Genomic DNA, 13,331 nt, shown 5'->3' on the forward strand with positions numbered 1-13,331 from the left:
CTGCTAAGTGTCGGGCGGGTCGGAACACGCCGGGCGTCCGGTAGCGTCATGGTTTTATTCACCGAGGTAAGCACTGCGCACCTCGGGGTGTTCAAGTAAATCCTGGGAAGGGCCGGTCAAGGTGATGCGCCCGGTGTCCATCACGTAGGCACGGTCGGTGACTTGCAGCGCCAGCCGTGCGTTCTGCTCCACCAGCAACAGGGTCATGCCCTGGCGACAGACGTCGTCGATCACCTGGAAAATCTTCTCGACCATGATCGGTGCCAAGCCCATGGACGGTTCGTCCAGGATCAACAAGCGCGGGCGTGACAACAGTGCACGGGCCAGGGCGAGCATCTGTTGCTCACCACCGGACAGCAGCCCGGCGGACTGGTGCAGACGCTCTTCCAGGCGCGGGAAGTGTTCGAACAACTGGCGCATTTCGCGCTGCACGTGCGCGTTATCGCGGCGCAAAAAGGCGCCAGCCTGCAGGTTTTCCAACACGCTCATGCGCGCGAAAATCCCGCGCCCCTCGGGGACCATGGCGATGCCCTGGCGCAGCAGCTGTTCCGGGGCCTGGCCGAGAATCGATTGCCCGGCAAAATGGATCGACCCCTTGGCCGCCGGCAGCAAGCCGGTCAAGGCCTTGAGGCTGGAGGACTTGCCCGCGCCATTGGCGCCGATCAGCGTGACGCGCTCGCCTTCAGCGATATGCAGGTCCAGGGACTTGACGGCTTCGATGGCGCCATAGCGCACCTGCAAGCCCTCGACGCTCAACAAGGCTTCAGACATGCGCACTGGCTCCCAGATAGGCCTGGATCACCGCCGGATGCTGACGCACTTCGGCGGGTGGGCCGACGGCGATAACCTGGCCATAGTCGAGCACGCTGATGCGGTCGCATACGCCCATCACCAGCTTGACGTCATGTTCGATCAGCAACAGCGTGTGGCCGTCGTCGCGGATCTTTTCCAGCAGGCCGCGCAGTTGCACTTTCTCGCTGGCGTTCATGCCCGCCGCCGGTTCATCCAGGGCCAGCAAGCGTGGCTCGGTGGCCAGGGCGCGGGCAATTTCCAGGCGGCGTTGATGGCCGTAGCTGAGGCTGTCGGCGCGGTAATGGGCAAAGCCGGCCAAGCCTACATACGCCAACAAACGATGGGCATGGGCGCGGGTTTGCGCCTCTTCTTCCTGCGCGCGGCGGTGACGACTCAAGGCCGCCCACAAGCCGTTGCGGGTGCGCACATGGCGCCCGACCATGACGTTTTCCAGGGCGCTCATGGCATTGAACAGGCGGATATTCTGGAACGTACGGGCGATGCCGGCCTCGGCCACCTGATGCACGCTGGTGGGCTGGTAGTCACGGCCATCGAGCTGGAAGCGCCCGGAGTCCGGGGTGTACAGGCCGGTCATCACATTGAAGAACGTGGTCTTGCCCGCGCCGTTCGGACCGATCAACCCGTAGATCTCACCGGGCTGGATGCTCAGGCTCACATCGGTCAGCGCCGCAACACCGCCGAAGTGCTTGTTGACCTGGTCTATCTGCAACAGGGGTGCGTTCATCGTGCCACTCCTTTGGGCCACAGCCCGGCCGGTCGGTAGAGCATCGCCAGGATCAGCGCCAGGCCGTAGAACAACTGGCGGATGATTTCCGGGTCCACCAACACCTGGCCGAACAGCGCCTGTTGCAGTGGGCCCATGCTCGCGCGCAAGGCTTCGGGCAAGGCGGCCAACAGCACGCAGCCGAGGATCACGCCAGGGATATGGCCCATGCCACCCAGCACCACCATGGCCAACACGGCGATGGACTCGTTGAGGGTGAAGGACTCCGGCGAAACAAAGCCCTGGAACGAAGCGAACAGCGCCCCGCTTACCCCGCCGAACGCCGCACCGATGGCAAACGCCAACAGCTTGAGGCGCACGGTATTCACGCCCATGGCCTGCGCCGCCTCTTCGTCTTCACGGATCGCCACCCAGGCGCGGCCGATGCGCGAGCGCTCCAGGCGGATGCAGGCAAACAGAATCAGCACCACCAGCGCAGCAAACAGGTAGTAATAGAGGTAGACCGACGGCAGGCGCAGGCCGAACAGCTCCTGGGCGCGACCGAGGTTCACGCCCAGCAGGTTGACCGGATCGACCTGGGCAATGCCTTTGGGCCCGTTGGTGATATTCACCGGGCGATCGAGGTTGCGCAGCAGGATGCGGATGATTTCGCCAAAGCCCAGGGTCACGATGGCCAGGTAATCGCCGCGCAGGCGTAGGGTCGGCGCGCCGAGCACCACGCCGCAACCGGCAGCGAGCAGTGCGCCCAACGGCAAGATCAGCCAGATCGAGGTGTGCATCCCTGCCGGCAACAGCGCCGCCAATGCCGGGAACTGTTGCAGCAAATGCGGTGACGAGAGCAACGCGGCCAGGTAGGCGCCCACCGCATAAAACGCGATGAAGCCCATGTCCAGCAGCCCGGCGTAGCCAACCACGATGTTCAGGCCGAGGGCGAGCATGATGTACAGCAGGGCAAAGTCCAGGGTACGCACCCAGGTGTTGCCGCCGGCATGCCCGACGATCCAAGGCGCCAATACCAGGGCCACGGCGAACAGCAGCAAGCCAAGGCTGGCGCGTTTATTAGGCGAGAGAGACTTGATCATGCGCGGGTCGCCAAACGTTCACCCAACAACCCGGAAGGACGGAACACCAGCACCGCGATCAACACGATAAAGGCAAACACATCCTGGTAATTACTGCCGAACACGCCATTCGTGGCCGCGCCCAGGTAACCGGTACCCAGGGCTTCAATGAGCCCCAGCAGCAGGCCGCCGAGCATGGCACCCTTGAGGTTGCCGATACCGCCCAGCACCGCGGCAGTGAAGGCTTTGATGCCAGGCAAAAAGCCCATGTAGAAATGCGCGCTGCCATAGTTGCTGGCCATCATGATCCCGGCGAGTGCTGCCAGGGCGCCGCCGATGGCGAAGGTGATCACGATAATCCGATTGGGGCTGATGCCCATCAGGCTGGCGACCTGGGGGTTTTCCGCCACGGCACGCATGGCCCGGCCGAAGCGCGTGCGCTCCACCAACACCAGCAGCGCGACCATCACCGACAAGGCGATGGCAATGGTGGTCAGCGCCGTGACGTTGGTAATCGCCGGGTGCGCCGAGGCTCCGGCCAACACTTCAATCGGCGCCAGTGGCAGCAGTTGCGGGAACATCTGTGGGTTGCGGGTCCAGACCAGCATGGCAATGGTTTGCAGCAACAGCGACACGCCGATCCCGCTGATCAGGGGCGCCAGGCGCGGAGCATGGCGCAGGCGGCGATAGGCGACGCGTTCAATGACCACTGCGAGGACCGCGCAAAACGCCATGGCCACCACCGTTGCACAGAACAGCACCAGTACTGGCGGCAGCGCAGGCCAGGTGGCCTGCACCAGGCGGATCACCGATAACCCCACCAACGCGCCGATCATCAACACGTCGCCGTGGGCAAAGTTGATGATGCGCAAAATGCCATAGACCATGGTGTAACCCAGGGCCACCAGCGCGTAGAGACTGCCCGTCATCAAGCCATTGAGCAGTTGTTGGATAAACCCATCCATCAGGACCAGAAACCTCAGTGCGTGCAAGGGCGGCACACTAAGCATCTATTCTGTTTTTATCAAATATCAGAAAGTCATATGCATATATCAAACGAATAACAGGCCATTTACGCCATAGATACGGCACTTATGGCTCTTTATTCAGATTAAAAGTTAGTATTTAATTCAATACATGAATAAATCAGAACAATTAGCCAACGACCCTCCCCTGCGTGCCGTGCGCACCTTCGAAGCGTTCGCGCGCCATGGCGGCGTGAATGCCGCCGCGCGCGAGCTGGACGTGTCCGCCTCGGCCATCAGCCATCAACTGCACTTGCTCGAAGATTTCCTGCAACAGCCACTGACCTTGCGCCAGGGCCGCAACCTGGTGCTGACCGATGAAGGCCGCGAGTATTACCGCGCGATTCGTTCGGCCTTCGCCGTACTGCGCAGCGCCACCGAGCACGTGCGCGAAAAAAGCGCCACGCGCCAGGTGACCATCAGCCTGATCCCGCTCTTTGGCATCAACCTGTTCATCCCACGCCTGGCGGATTTTCTGAAGGACCACCCGGCGCTGGACATCAACGTGACCTACGCCAACCACCGCAGTTACCCCAGCGATGCGGCCGACCTGTCGATCCGCTTCGGCACCGGGCATTGGCCGGGTTATCACAGTGAGCCGCTGATCTCCGGCGCGGTGACGCCCTATTGCAGCCGTGATTTCCTGGCGCAACACGGCCCCATCGACTCGCCCGAGGCGTTAAGCCAGCTGCCACTGCTGCACGACGAAGAACGCGGCACCTGGGGCCAATGGTTCGAAGCAGCCGACGTGGACGCCACGGCGCTGAATGGGCTGTTGCTGGAAGACGGCCAACTGGCGCTCACCGCCACGCTCACCGGCCTCGGCTGCGCCTTGCTGCGCGAGCCGCTGGTGGCACCCTTGGTAGCCAGTGGCGAGTTGGTGAAGTTGTTTGAACGGGAGGTCAATGATGGCCGCCAGTACTACCTGTGCCGGCGGGCCAACAGTGAATTGTCGAGCGAGGGGAATGACTTGTATGACTGGATCAAGCGCAGCTTGATTGCCGCTTAGCTGCCATTGCCGCCATGGGCTTCTTCGAAGAAGTAGTCCTTCCAGCTGGCGGCCTTGTTTTTCAGCACACCGAGTTCCTGCAATTTTTCGGCGTAGATGTAAGTGCGCTGCGGCACGATGGTGAAGTCGATTTCCGGGTCCTGGACGATTTTCTCCACCAGGTCCAACGGCAACTTCGACTGTTCTACGCGAATATAGGCCTTGGCCGCAGCCGGTTTGTCGGCCTTGATAATTGTCTCGGCCTCGGCCAGCGCGTCATAGAACGCCTTGTAGGTCTTGGGGTTTTCGTCGTGGAATTTCTGCGTGGTGTAGAGCACGTTGAACGTCGCCTGCCCGCCCAGGATGTCGTAGGAACTGAGCACCTTGTGCACGTTGGGATTCAACAGTTCCTGGTACTGGAACGGCGGACTGGAGAAGTGCGAATTGATCTCCGAACCACCGGCAATCAGCGCGGCGGTCGCGTCCGGGTGAGCCAGGCTGATGGAGATGTCGTCGAACTTCTTGTAGTTGGCGTCGCCGAACTGCTTGGCAGTCTCGATCTGCAAGGTGCGCGACTGGAAACCCACGCCGGCGGCGGGCACGGCGATGCGGTCTTTCTCGGTGAAGTCCTTGAGGGTTTTCACGTTGGGGTTGTTGGTCAGCAGGTAGTTGGGCATCGAGCCGAGGGAGGCGATGGCCTTGACGTTCTGCTTGCCCTGGGTGCGGTCCCACAGGGTGAGCATCGGTGGCACCCCGGCCGAGACCACGTCCAACGCACCCGCCAGCAGCGACTCGTTCATCGCCGTGGCGCCGGAAATGCTGTTCCACTCCACCTGGATGTCCAGGCCCTGTTCCTTGCCGTGCTTTTCGATCAGGTGCTGGTCGCGCACCACATCGAGGATCAGGTAGCCGATCCCGAATTGCTGGGCGATGCTGATCTTGCCTTCGGCTTGGGCGCCGATACTGATCAGGGCGGTTGCAGCAGCCAGCAAGGTCAGGGAAGAACGCTTGAACGTCATAGGAATCTGCCGGTTTTTTAAGAAGGTGATGGAGCCTAGCGGCGATTTTTAAGACTGGAAAAGAATATCGGGGTCTATTGTTATGCAAATACCCCACAAACAGGCGCTCGGCTGGTATTGTGCCGCGCTTTGAAATACTGCCGAACCTGCGAGGAAATGGACGTTGAACACTGACGAAAAAATGACCGGGGACCTGTTCGAGGTGGATAAGCGCCTGTCACTCAAACCCGTGGTGGACTTCAACGCCTACCTGCGCAGCGCCTTCAGCGACGGCCCATGCAGTTGCATCCGCTGCACGGCCAGCCAAGGGAATGAAACCGGCTATGAGTTCCAGCACACCTTCACCTTCGACGGCAAACCCACCCACCGCCGCTTCGCCACCACGGCGGGCAGCGATGTGTTGCAAGCGTTGAAGAAAGCCTGGTTGTCTTACACCAAGGCCGAGTTGCCATTGAGCGGTGTGCTGGCGCTGGACACGGTGAAGGAGTTTGTCGAACCGCAACTGCACAAACGCCTGGCACCGCTGTTTTTGGCCAGTGGGTTGGTCAAGGAGGTAGAGGGGGTATTGCAGGTTCAGCCGCAGGCGGCCTAAACGCCCGCCAGCACCGCAGGGTCGCCCGAACGCCAGACGTTATCCACCGTCACCCGCTGGATCAGCCAGACGCTGGCCTCCCTGACCAACTCAACGTCATAACGGTTCTTCATCAAGTAGTGCCGCGACGGGTCGCTTTGCGGCACATGTTGCGCCTCTACCAGCGCGTCCAGGCGGGCGCTGTCGCCGTCCAGCGTCACGCGCGCGTTGCTCACGGAGTGTGTGGTGTCGAGCTGGCTGAGCGCACCCGACAGCGCGGCGACGATGGTGTCGCGGCCTTCCAGCACGGGGTATTCAAAGCCGGCCTTGGCGGCCGCCGGACGAAAATCCGACACGGCGTTTTGAGTGAAGGCCGAAGCCAGCAGGGTCGGATCGTTCTGGTCGATGCCCGCAGCAAAGCGATGCAGGGTGTCGATCACCGCGAACGTGTCGACGGTGGTTTGAAACTCAGTAGACGTCATGGGGCGATTCCTGTGGCGATTAATAATCGATGATCTGGGTGCCGGCAATCGTCTGGGCAAAGCCCACGCCGAACAGTTTGGCCGGGGTTTCGAAACCGGCCCGGCGTTCGCCGCCGAGCACCCGGCGTGCCGCTTCCACAGCGGCCAGTGGGGTGTAGCTGTAGCCGTTGACGGTCTCGATCACAGAGCGCGCCACCGAGCCGTCGAGGCCGGTGACTTCGGCCACGGCGCGTGCGCGATGGGCGTCGCGCTGGGCCTGGGTGGGGCCGTCGGGCAGCAGCGACAAGTCGCCCTCGGGGAAGGCGTCGCCGGTGATGTGCACGTACATGGCGATCGTCGGGATGGCGCTGGAGTGCCAGGCGGTCACCAGGTCACCAAACGACAGCGGCGCACACAGTGCGAGTCCGTCACCAAAGTCCAGGTGCTGAGGCTGGGCGTCCGGTGTGGCGACCAGTTCACCCTCGATGCGCGCCATCACGCCAGCACCGAGGATCTCGCTGACACTCAGGGCCGAACCACGGGACATCGCGCCGGGCACCTGCAAGGCGATTTTTATCGACTGCGGCTGCTGCACACGACTGGCGACGTGCATGGCCAGGCAGTCGGTGGGCACCACGTCCCAGCCCACGCCGGGCAGCAACATCACATCCGCTTCGGCGCCGAGTTGCTCGGCAAGGCGGTACACGTTGATTTCGGCGGTGATGTCCAGGTAGTCAGTGCCATTGACGATACAAGCGCGCATCAGCGGTCCGGCAGTCTGGGCGAACGGCCCGGCGAAATTGAGCAGCACGTCGATGCCGTCCAACTGGGCGGCATCCGCTGTGAACACGCGGTAAGGCGCGTCCAACTCAGCGGCCAGGGAGGCCAGGCGCTCGGCGTTGCGGCCGGCCAGCACCAGGTTGAGTCCGAGTGTTTTCGCGTGGTGCGCCGCCATGCGTCCGGTGTAGCCGGTGGCGCCGTAGATCATCAGGGTTTTCATGGGGTGTGCTGCCAGTTCTTGTAGACGAATTCGAGGCTGTAGCCGTCCGGGTCGAGGACATTGGCCGCGTAGTAGTTGGGGTCGTAGTGCAGGCGTGCGCCCGGTGCGCCGTTGTCGGTGGCGCCGTTGGCCAGGGCGGCGGCGTAGGCGTTTTCCACCTCGGCGCGGTTATTGGCGACGAAGCCCACATGCACCGCTCGCCCTTCCACCACGCCTTCGCGCAGCCAGAAGAACATCCGGCCGTGGGCGCCAAAGCCCTTCAGGTCCGGATGGCCGGGTGGGCCGTCCTTGCCGTCGTAGTCATGCCGCGCGGTGATGCCGAGCGGCGTCAGGGTGGCTTCGTAGAAACGGATCGACCGTTGGATATCGCTCACTGAAATAAACAGATGATCGAGCATGGTGGAGCCTCCTGATTCAGATGATGTAGCCGCCCGCGACCTCGACGGTCTGGGCATTGATCCAGCGACCTTCTTCCGACAGCAACAGGGCGATAACCCGTGCCACATCTTCCGGTTCGCCTACACGGCCGAGGGCGGTTTGCCCGGCCAGCAGCGCTTCGAATTCATCGTTCAAGCCGCCGCCCAGTTCGGTGCGAATCGCTCCGGGCGACACCGCATTGGCGCGGATACGTCGCTCACCGAACTCCTTGGCCATGTAGCGCGTGAGCACATCCAGGCCGCCCTTGAATGCGGCGTAAGGCGCGACGCCCGCCGTCGCGACGCGGGTGGTGGCGCTGGTGAGGTTGACGATGCTGGCGTGTTCTTCCAGCAGCGGCAGCAGGGTTTGGGTCAGGAAAAACGGCCCCTTGAGGTGCACATTGAACAAGCCGTCGAACTGCGCCTCGGTCACCGACTCAAGGGGGTTGAACAGGCCGTAGCCGGCGTTGTTCACCAGGCCGCTCAAGGTGCTTGCGCCCCAGGTGGTGTGTAAGACGTGCGTCACCGCCTCACGGAAGACAGGGAATGTGCTGACAGCCGCAACGTCCAATTCCAGCGCAACAGCTTTACCGCCGCTGGCCTCGATGCGCTGGACCACCGCCTGTGCCGCATCCGGGTTGCGCTTAAAGGTGAGGATCACGCCATGCCCCTGACGTGCACACAGCTCGGCGGTACTGGCACCGATCCCACGGCTGCCTCCGGTAATCACGATAACGCCCATGGCCTGCTCCACTGCTGAAAAGTTGAGTCACCACAGTAGCCATCGCCCCACTCCTCGACGCAGCCGTTCCTACTCCAATCTTGCCTGTTTCTGCTTTTTGCTTGCGCAAGGCTCAACGCAAGGCACAGCATGGCCACCATGAATACTCAATTGATCGAACTGCGCGCCTTGGCTGCCAAGGCCGAAAACCGCCGCACCGAGACCGGCATCCCGCGCGTGGCGATGGTCCAGGGCGCGATTCCCGAGCATATGCTGGCGGCGGTGTATGACCCGATGATCAACCTGATCCTGCAGGGCAGTAAGTGCATGACTGTGGGCGACCGCACGCTGCATTACGACCCGGCGACGTATTTCGTGATGTCCATCGAGTTACCCGCAGTCGGCGTGGTGAACCCGGCGATCACGGGCGAACCCTACCTGGCGGTGAGCCTGACGCTTGATCCGACCGTGCTGACCACCCTGCTCAATGACCTGCCGGCCCCCAACGGGCGTTGCGAACAGGAAGCCGGTTTCTCCGTGGCGGCCGTCACGCCCGCCTTGATGGATGCCTGGGTGCGCATGCTGCGCCTGATGGGCGACCCGGTGGCGATTGCCGCTTTGGCGCCCGCGTATGAACGGGAAATCCTCTACCACGTGCTGCAAGGCCCGCACGGCTGGATGTTGCGCGAGATTGCCGCGCCGGACACGGCCATGGCGCGGGTCAGCCGGGCGATCCAGTGGATCCGGCGTGACTATGCCGAGCCGATTCGTGTGGAGGCGTTGGCGCAGAAGGTTGCAATGAGCGTTTCGGCATTTCACCGACACTTCAAGGCGGTGACCAACCTGAGCCCGTTGCAATATCAGAAACGTGTGCGGCTGCTGCAGGCGCGCACGTTGATGGTGGCCAGTGCCAGCAGCGTGACCAGTGCGGCGTTTGAGGTGGGGTATGAAAGCGCGACCCAGTTCAGCCGGGACTATGCGCGGGTGTTCGGGTTGCCGCCGGCGAGGGATACGGCGCGGATTCTGGGGGATGCCAGGCGGCGCGAAGGATAAATCAGGGATATTCCTGACGGGCATGCAGGACGTTGATGATCTCTATCCGTTCAGCCGTCACTCGATAGACCAATACATAATTAGGGTGCACCACGACTTCGCGGGTACCCGGTATTCGACCATTGGGATAGAGGTAAGGATGTTCAGTCAACGGTAAAGGCGCGCTCTCAAGGCGATTCTTGAGACGTCTTGCAGCGCTTGGGTTTTCTGCGGCAATGAAGGTAACGATATCAATCAGGTCGGCAATGGCTTCATCAAGCCAAACAACCCCCAGCATCAGGCCTTAGCCCTTTGTTTGCGCTCCGCTTCCAGAATGATTGCCTCAGCCCGCGCCATCACTTCGTCATGAGGTACGCCGGGGCCAGGATTGGCCAAGCTTTTTTCGACTTTTGCCCGGAACCAGAGATCATGGCGACTCGCCTGCTCCTCGGTCTCAAATTCGGAAACGATAGGGGAAAGTGGAACACCCATCAGAGAATCTCCTGTATGAATACGCAGCAGTTTAGTCGCAACTTGCTGCACTGTCTTGGACCTCCTGATGAAATGCAGCCCAACCAGCGAACGAAAAAAACGGCACACAAGCGTGCCGTTCTTCTTTTCCCTCACTCAACGCAATTACTTGCGCGCAGCCTCCCACTGTTTGAGCAAGTCGCCGTAAGCCACGGTCTCGCCTTTCGGCTTCTCGTTGGCCAGTTTCGGTTTCGGCGCGCCCGGTTGGTCGAACCAGTATTGCGCGTCACGCTCGGGGTTCATTTTCGGGCCGCACACCGGTTGCACCTTGGAGCGTTCCAGGCGCGTCATGATCGCGTCCTGTTCCTTGGCCAGGTTGTCCAGTGCTTGCTGCGGGGTTTTCTCGCCGCTGGCGGCGGCGGCGATGTTGCTCCACCACAGTTGTGCCAGGCGTGGGTAGTCCGGCACGTTGGTGCCGGTCGGGGTCCACTCGACGCGTGCCGGGCTGCGGTAGAACTCCACCAGGCCACCGAGCTTCGGTGCCATGTCGGTCATCGCTTGGGAGTTGATGTCGGACTCACGAATCGGCGTCAGGCCGACGATGGTTTTCTTCAACGAGACGGTTTTCGAGGTCACGAACTGCGCGTAGAGCCACGCCGCGAGTTTTTGCTTCTCAGGTGTCGACTTGAGGAAGGTCCAGGAACCTACGTCCTGATAGCCCTTCTTCATGCCCTTTTCCCAATAAGGTCCGACCGGTGACGGCGCCATGCGCCATTTCGGCGTGCCGTCGGCATTTACCACCGGCAGGCCCGGCTTGGTCATGTCGGCGGTGAACGCGGTGTACCAGAAGATCTGCTGAGCGATGTTGCCCTGGGAAGGCACCGGGCCGGATTCGGAGAAGGTCATGCCTGCCGCTTCCGGTGGCGCGTAGGCTTTCATCCAGTCCACGTATTTCTGGGTAGCGTACACGGCGGCCGGGCCGTTGGTGTCGCCGCCGCGGGTGACGCTGGAGCCGACCGGGTGGCAGTCCTCCACGCGAATGCCCCACTCGTCCACCGGCAAGCCGTTGGGCAAGCCCTTGTCGCCGCCACCGGCCATGGAGAACCAGGCATCGGTGAAGCGCCAGCCCAGGGACGGGTCTTTCTTGCCGTAGTCCATGTGCCCATACACGCGCTTGCCGTCGATTTCCTTGACGTCTTCACTGAAGAATTTGGCGATGTCTTCATAGGCCGACCAGTTCACCGGCACGCCGAGGTCATAGCCGTATTTTTCCTTGAACTTGGCTTTCAGGTCCGCGCGCTCAAACCAGTCGGCGCGGAACCAGTACAGGTTGGCGAACTGCTGGTCGGGCAACTGGTAAATCTTGCCATCCGGCGCGGTGGTGAAGGAGATACCGATAAAGTCCTTGATATCCAGGGTCGGCGAGGTGTAGTCCTTGCCCTCGTTGGCCATCAGGTCGGTGATGGATTCGGTCTTGCCGTAGCGAAAGTGCGTACCGATCAGGTCCGAGTCGTTGACCCAGCCGTCATAGATGTTCTTGTCGGACTGCATCTGGGTTTGCAGCTTCTCCACCACGTCGCCTTCCTGCAGCAGGTCGTGGGTCAGCTTGATCCCGGTGATTTCGCTGAAGGCCTTGGCCAGCACCTTGGACTCGTACTCGTGGGTGGTGAGGGTTTCCGACACCACGTTGATCTTCATCCCACGGAACGGTTCCGCCGCCTTGATAAACCACTTGAGTTCCTCAAGCTGCTGTTCAGCCGTGAGGGTGGACGGTTTGAATTCGCTGCCGATCCATTTTTTCGCGGCATCTTCGTACGCATCGGCCCAGGCCGAAGCGCTCAAACCACTGAGGGCCAGTACGGCGGCCAATGAAATGCTATGTCGCAGCTTATTGTTCTTATTCAACATAGAGACCTCCAGGTTGTTTATTCACAAGGGCATCAGCCCCAACGCATCACACTCAACAGCCATACCAGGGAGAGCGCGGACGCCACCCAGATGCTCCAGTCGGTAGCGCCGATCACCAGCAAATGCAGGTAGGCGCTGCCGAGAAGACCGATAAACAAACGATCACCACGGGTGGTGCTGATCGGTAACAAACCGCGCCGAGGGATGCTCGGCGAACGCAATTCCCAGGTGGTCATGCCCGCGAGGATCAGGGCTATGGCACCAAAGAACAGCGCGGTGGGGGTGGTCCAGGCCATCCATTCCATCATCGACTCCTCAGACCCGGCCAAGGGCAAAGCCCTTGGCCACGTGGTTGCGAACAAACCAGATCACCAGCATGCCGGGAAGGATAGTCAACACCCCCGCCGCCGCCAGCACGCCCCAATCGATACCCGACGCCGAGACCGTGCGCGTCATCACCGCCGCGATGGGCTTGGCGTTGACCGAGGTCAGGGTGCGCGCCAGCAGCAGTTCGACCCAGGAAAACATGAAGCAGAAAAACGCGGTCACGCCGATGCCGGAGCCGATCAACGGGATAAAGATCTTCACGAAAAACTTGGGAAACGAGTAGCCGTCGATGTAGGCGGTTTCGTCGATTTCCTTGGGCACCCCGGACATGAAGCCCTCCAGGATCCACACCGCCAACGGCACGTTGAACAGGCAGTGCGCCAAAGCCACCGCGATATGCGTGTCAAACAGACCAATCGACGAATACAGCTGGAAGAACGGCAGCAAAAACACCGCCGGCGGCGCCATGCGGTTGGTCAGCAGCCAGAAGAACAGGTGCTTGTCGCCCAGGAAGCGGTAGCGCGAAAACGCATAGGCCGCCGGCAGCGCCACGCTCAGGGAGATCACCGTATTCAGGCTTACGTAGTAGAGCGAGTTGAGGTAACCGGTGTACCAGCTCGGATCGGTGAAGATCACCTTGTAGTTGGCCAGGGTGAAATCCTGCGGAAACAGCGTCAGCCCGCCGAGGATTTCGGTGTTGCTCTTGAAGGACATGTTCAGCAGCCAGTAGATCGGCACCAGCAGAAACAGGATGTAGATCAGCAGCGGGATAACCTTGCGCTTGCTCATGTTGG

General features: G+C 61.5%; 17 protein-coding genes. 3 read left to right on the forward strand and 14 right to left on the reverse strand.

The window, feature by feature from the left end:
- Positions 1-54: 54 nt before the first annotated feature.
- Genes OZ428_RS19855 through OZ428_RS19870 form a run of 4 tightly spaced genes read right to left on the reverse strand, consistent with a single transcriptional unit; the run spans position 55 to position 3,563 of the window.
- The gene (locus OZ428_RS19855) at positions 55-771 is read right to left on the reverse strand and encodes an ABC transporter ATP-binding protein (protein WP_061448877.1); all 717 of its coding nucleotides are present in this window, start codon (positions 769-771) and stop codon (positions 55-57) included.
- Complete coding sequence (locus tag OZ428_RS19860; RefSeq protein WP_016977293.1) at positions 764-1,537, reverse strand: ABC transporter ATP-binding protein; 774 nt, start codon at positions 1,535-1,537, stop codon at positions 764-766. Before OZ428_RS19860 ends, OZ428_RS19855 begins: the two co-directional genes overlap by 8 nt.
- Entirely contained in the window at positions 1,534-2,619 is a 1,086-nt protein-coding gene (locus tag OZ428_RS19865; RefSeq protein WP_269131020.1) for an ABC transporter permease subunit, read from the reverse strand. Before OZ428_RS19865 ends, OZ428_RS19860 begins: the two co-directional genes overlap by 4 nt.
- Entirely contained in the window at positions 2,616-3,563 is a 948-nt protein-coding gene (locus tag OZ428_RS19870) for a branched-chain amino acid ABC transporter permease (protein WP_269131021.1), read from the reverse strand. The genes OZ428_RS19865 and OZ428_RS19870 overlap by 4 nt, the downstream gene beginning before the upstream one ends.
- A 172-nt stretch (positions 3,564-3,735) precedes the next feature.
- On the opposite strand from OZ428_RS19870, the gene OZ428_RS19875 reads away from it, so the two are divergent.
- Positions 3,736-4,632: a LysR substrate-binding domain-containing protein gene (locus OZ428_RS19875; protein ID WP_269131022.1), complete on the forward strand. Its 897-nt coding sequence runs from the start codon at positions 3,736-3,738 to the stop codon at positions 4,630-4,632.
- Here the strand turns inward: OZ428_RS19875 and OZ428_RS19880 are convergent.
- Complete coding sequence (locus OZ428_RS19880) at positions 4,629-5,630, reverse strand: ABC transporter substrate-binding protein (RefSeq protein ID WP_038847017.1); 1,002 nt, start codon at positions 5,628-5,630, stop codon at positions 4,629-4,631. The two genes, OZ428_RS19875 and OZ428_RS19880, sit on opposite strands and share 4 nt — an antisense overlap.
- Before the next feature lie 163 nt (positions 5,631-5,793).
- Here OZ428_RS19880 and OZ428_RS19885 point away from each other — a divergent pair, with 163 nt between their 5' ends.
- Complete coding sequence (locus OZ428_RS19885; RefSeq protein ID WP_269131023.1) at positions 5,794-6,222, forward strand: hypothetical protein; 429 nt, start codon at positions 5,794-5,796, stop codon at positions 6,220-6,222.
- Here OZ428_RS19885 and OZ428_RS19890 read toward each other — a convergent pair.
- Genes OZ428_RS19890 through OZ428_RS19905 form a run of 4 tightly spaced genes read right to left on the reverse strand, consistent with a single transcriptional unit; the run spans position 6,219 to position 8,820 of the window.
- Positions 6,219-6,683 carry a nuclear transport factor 2 family protein gene (locus OZ428_RS19890; protein ID WP_061448885.1) on the reverse strand — a complete coding sequence of 155 codons (465 nt, stop codon included), beginning with the start codon at positions 6,681-6,683 and terminating at the stop codon, positions 6,219-6,221. The genes OZ428_RS19885 and OZ428_RS19890 overlap by 4 nt on opposite strands.
- Positions 6,684-6,702: 19 nt before the next feature.
- Positions 6,703-7,662: a saccharopine dehydrogenase family protein gene (locus OZ428_RS19895; RefSeq protein WP_269131024.1), complete on the reverse strand. Its 960-nt coding sequence runs from the start codon at positions 7,660-7,662 to the stop codon at positions 6,703-6,705.
- Positions 7,659-8,060 (reverse strand): VOC family protein, encoded by a 402-nt coding sequence (locus OZ428_RS19900; RefSeq protein WP_033896774.1) that lies wholly within the window; start codon positions 8,058-8,060, stop codon positions 7,659-7,661. The genes OZ428_RS19895 and OZ428_RS19900 overlap by 4 nt, the downstream gene beginning before the upstream one ends.
- 16 nt (positions 8,061-8,076) lie before the next feature.
- Positions 8,077-8,820 (reverse strand): SDR family NAD(P)-dependent oxidoreductase, encoded by a 744-nt coding sequence (locus tag OZ428_RS19905; protein WP_269131025.1) that lies wholly within the window; start codon positions 8,818-8,820, stop codon positions 8,077-8,079.
- A gap of 138 nt (positions 8,821-8,958) precedes the next feature.
- Here OZ428_RS19905 and OZ428_RS19910 point away from each other — a divergent pair, with 138 nt between their 5' ends.
- On the forward strand, positions 8,959-9,852 hold the full coding sequence (locus OZ428_RS19910) for an AraC family transcriptional regulator (RefSeq protein ID WP_269131026.1): 894 nt from the start codon (positions 8,959-8,961) through the stop codon (positions 9,850-9,852).
- Between the two features lies 1 nt (position 9,853).
- Here the strand turns inward: OZ428_RS19910 and OZ428_RS19915 are convergent, their stop codons facing one another.
- The 5 genes from OZ428_RS19915 to OZ428_RS19935 all read right to left on the reverse strand — a co-directional run bounded on the left by OZ428_RS19915 (position 9,854) and on the right by OZ428_RS19935 (position 13,326).
- Entirely contained in the window at positions 9,854-10,129 is a 276-nt protein-coding gene (locus OZ428_RS19915; RefSeq protein WP_269131027.1) for a type II toxin-antitoxin system RelE/ParE family toxin, read from the reverse strand.
- Positions 10,129-10,323 carry a type II toxin-antitoxin system RelB family antitoxin gene (relB, locus tag OZ428_RS19920; protein ID WP_095015673.1) on the reverse strand — a complete coding sequence of 65 codons (195 nt, stop codon included), beginning with the start codon at positions 10,321-10,323 and terminating at the stop codon, positions 10,129-10,131. Before relB ends, OZ428_RS19915 begins: the two co-directional genes overlap by 1 nt.
- A gap of 144 nt (positions 10,324-10,467) precedes the next feature.
- Positions 10,468-12,210, reverse strand: a complete 1,743-nt coding sequence (locus OZ428_RS19925; protein WP_269131028.1) for an ABC transporter substrate-binding protein — start codon at positions 12,208-12,210, stop codon at positions 10,468-10,470.
- Between the two features lie 32 nt (positions 12,211-12,242).
- Entirely contained in the window at positions 12,243-12,515 is a 273-nt protein-coding gene (locus OZ428_RS19930) for a DUF2160 domain-containing protein (protein ID WP_016977309.1), read from the reverse strand.
- A gap of 10 nt (positions 12,516-12,525) precedes the next feature.
- Positions 12,526-13,326: a carbohydrate ABC transporter permease gene (locus tag OZ428_RS19935; protein WP_003174634.1), complete on the reverse strand. Its 801-nt coding sequence runs from the start codon at positions 13,324-13,326 to the stop codon at positions 12,526-12,528.
- Between the last annotated feature and the right edge of the window lie 5 nt (positions 13,327-13,331).

It is taken from the genome of Pseudomonas sp. GXZC, from assembly GCF_026967615.1.
Classification (GTDB): Bacteria; Pseudomonadota; Gammaproteobacteria; order Pseudomonadales; family Pseudomonadaceae; genus Aquipseudomonas; species Aquipseudomonas azotoformans_A.

Coding starts and splice junctions, on each gene's coding strand:
- OZ428_RS19855 (WP_061448877.1), bottom strand. CDS start 771: ATGTCTGAAGCCTTGTTGAGCGTCGAGGGCTTGCAGGTGCGCTATGGC.
- OZ428_RS19860 (WP_016977293.1), bottom strand. CDS start 1,537: ATGAACGCACCCCTGTTGCAGATAGACCAGGTCAACAAGCACTTCGGC.
- OZ428_RS19865 (WP_269131020.1), bottom strand. CDS start 2,619: ATGATCAAGTCTCTCTCGCCTAATAAACGCGCCAGCCTTGGCTTGCTG.
- OZ428_RS19870 (WP_269131021.1), bottom strand. CDS start 3,563: ATGGATGGGTTTATCCAACAACTGCTCAATGGCTTGATGACGGGCAGT.
- OZ428_RS19875 (WP_269131022.1), top strand. CDS start 3,736: ATGAATAAATCAGAACAATTAGCCAACGACCCTCCCCTGCGTGCCGTG.
- OZ428_RS19880 (WP_038847017.1), bottom strand. CDS start 5,630: ATGACGTTCAAGCGTTCTTCCCTGACCTTGCTGGCTGCTGCAACCGCC.
- OZ428_RS19890 (WP_061448885.1), bottom strand. CDS start 6,683: ATGACGTCTACTGAGTTTCAAACCACCGTCGACACGTTCGCGGTGATC.
- OZ428_RS19895 (WP_269131024.1), bottom strand. CDS start 7,662: ATGAAAACCCTGATGATCTACGGCGCCACCGGCTACACCGGACGCATG.
- OZ428_RS19900 (WP_033896774.1), bottom strand. CDS start 8,060: ATGCTCGATCATCTGTTTATTTCAGTGAGCGATATCCAACGGTCGATC.
- OZ428_RS19905 (WP_269131025.1), bottom strand. CDS start 8,820: ATGGGCGTTATCGTGATTACCGGAGGCAGCCGTGGGATCGGTGCCAGT.
- OZ428_RS19910 (WP_269131026.1), top strand. CDS start 8,959: ATGAATACTCAATTGATCGAACTGCGCGCCTTGGCTGCCAAGGCCGAA.
- OZ428_RS19915 (WP_269131027.1), bottom strand. CDS start 10,129: ATGCTGGGGGTTGTTTGGCTTGATGAAGCCATTGCCGACCTGATTGAT.
- relB (WP_095015673.1), bottom strand. CDS start 10,323: ATGGGTGTTCCACTTTCCCCTATCGTTTCCGAATTTGAGACCGAGGAG.
- OZ428_RS19925 (WP_269131028.1), bottom strand. CDS start 12,210: ATGTTGAATAAGAACAATAAGCTGCGACATAGCATTTCATTGGCCGCC.
- OZ428_RS19930 (WP_016977309.1), bottom strand. CDS start 12,515: ATGGAATGGATGGCCTGGACCACCCCCACCGCGCTGTTCTTTGGTGCC.
- OZ428_RS19935 (WP_003174634.1), bottom strand. CDS start 13,326: ATGAGCAAGCGCAAGGTTATCCCGCTGCTGATCTACATCCTGTTTCTG.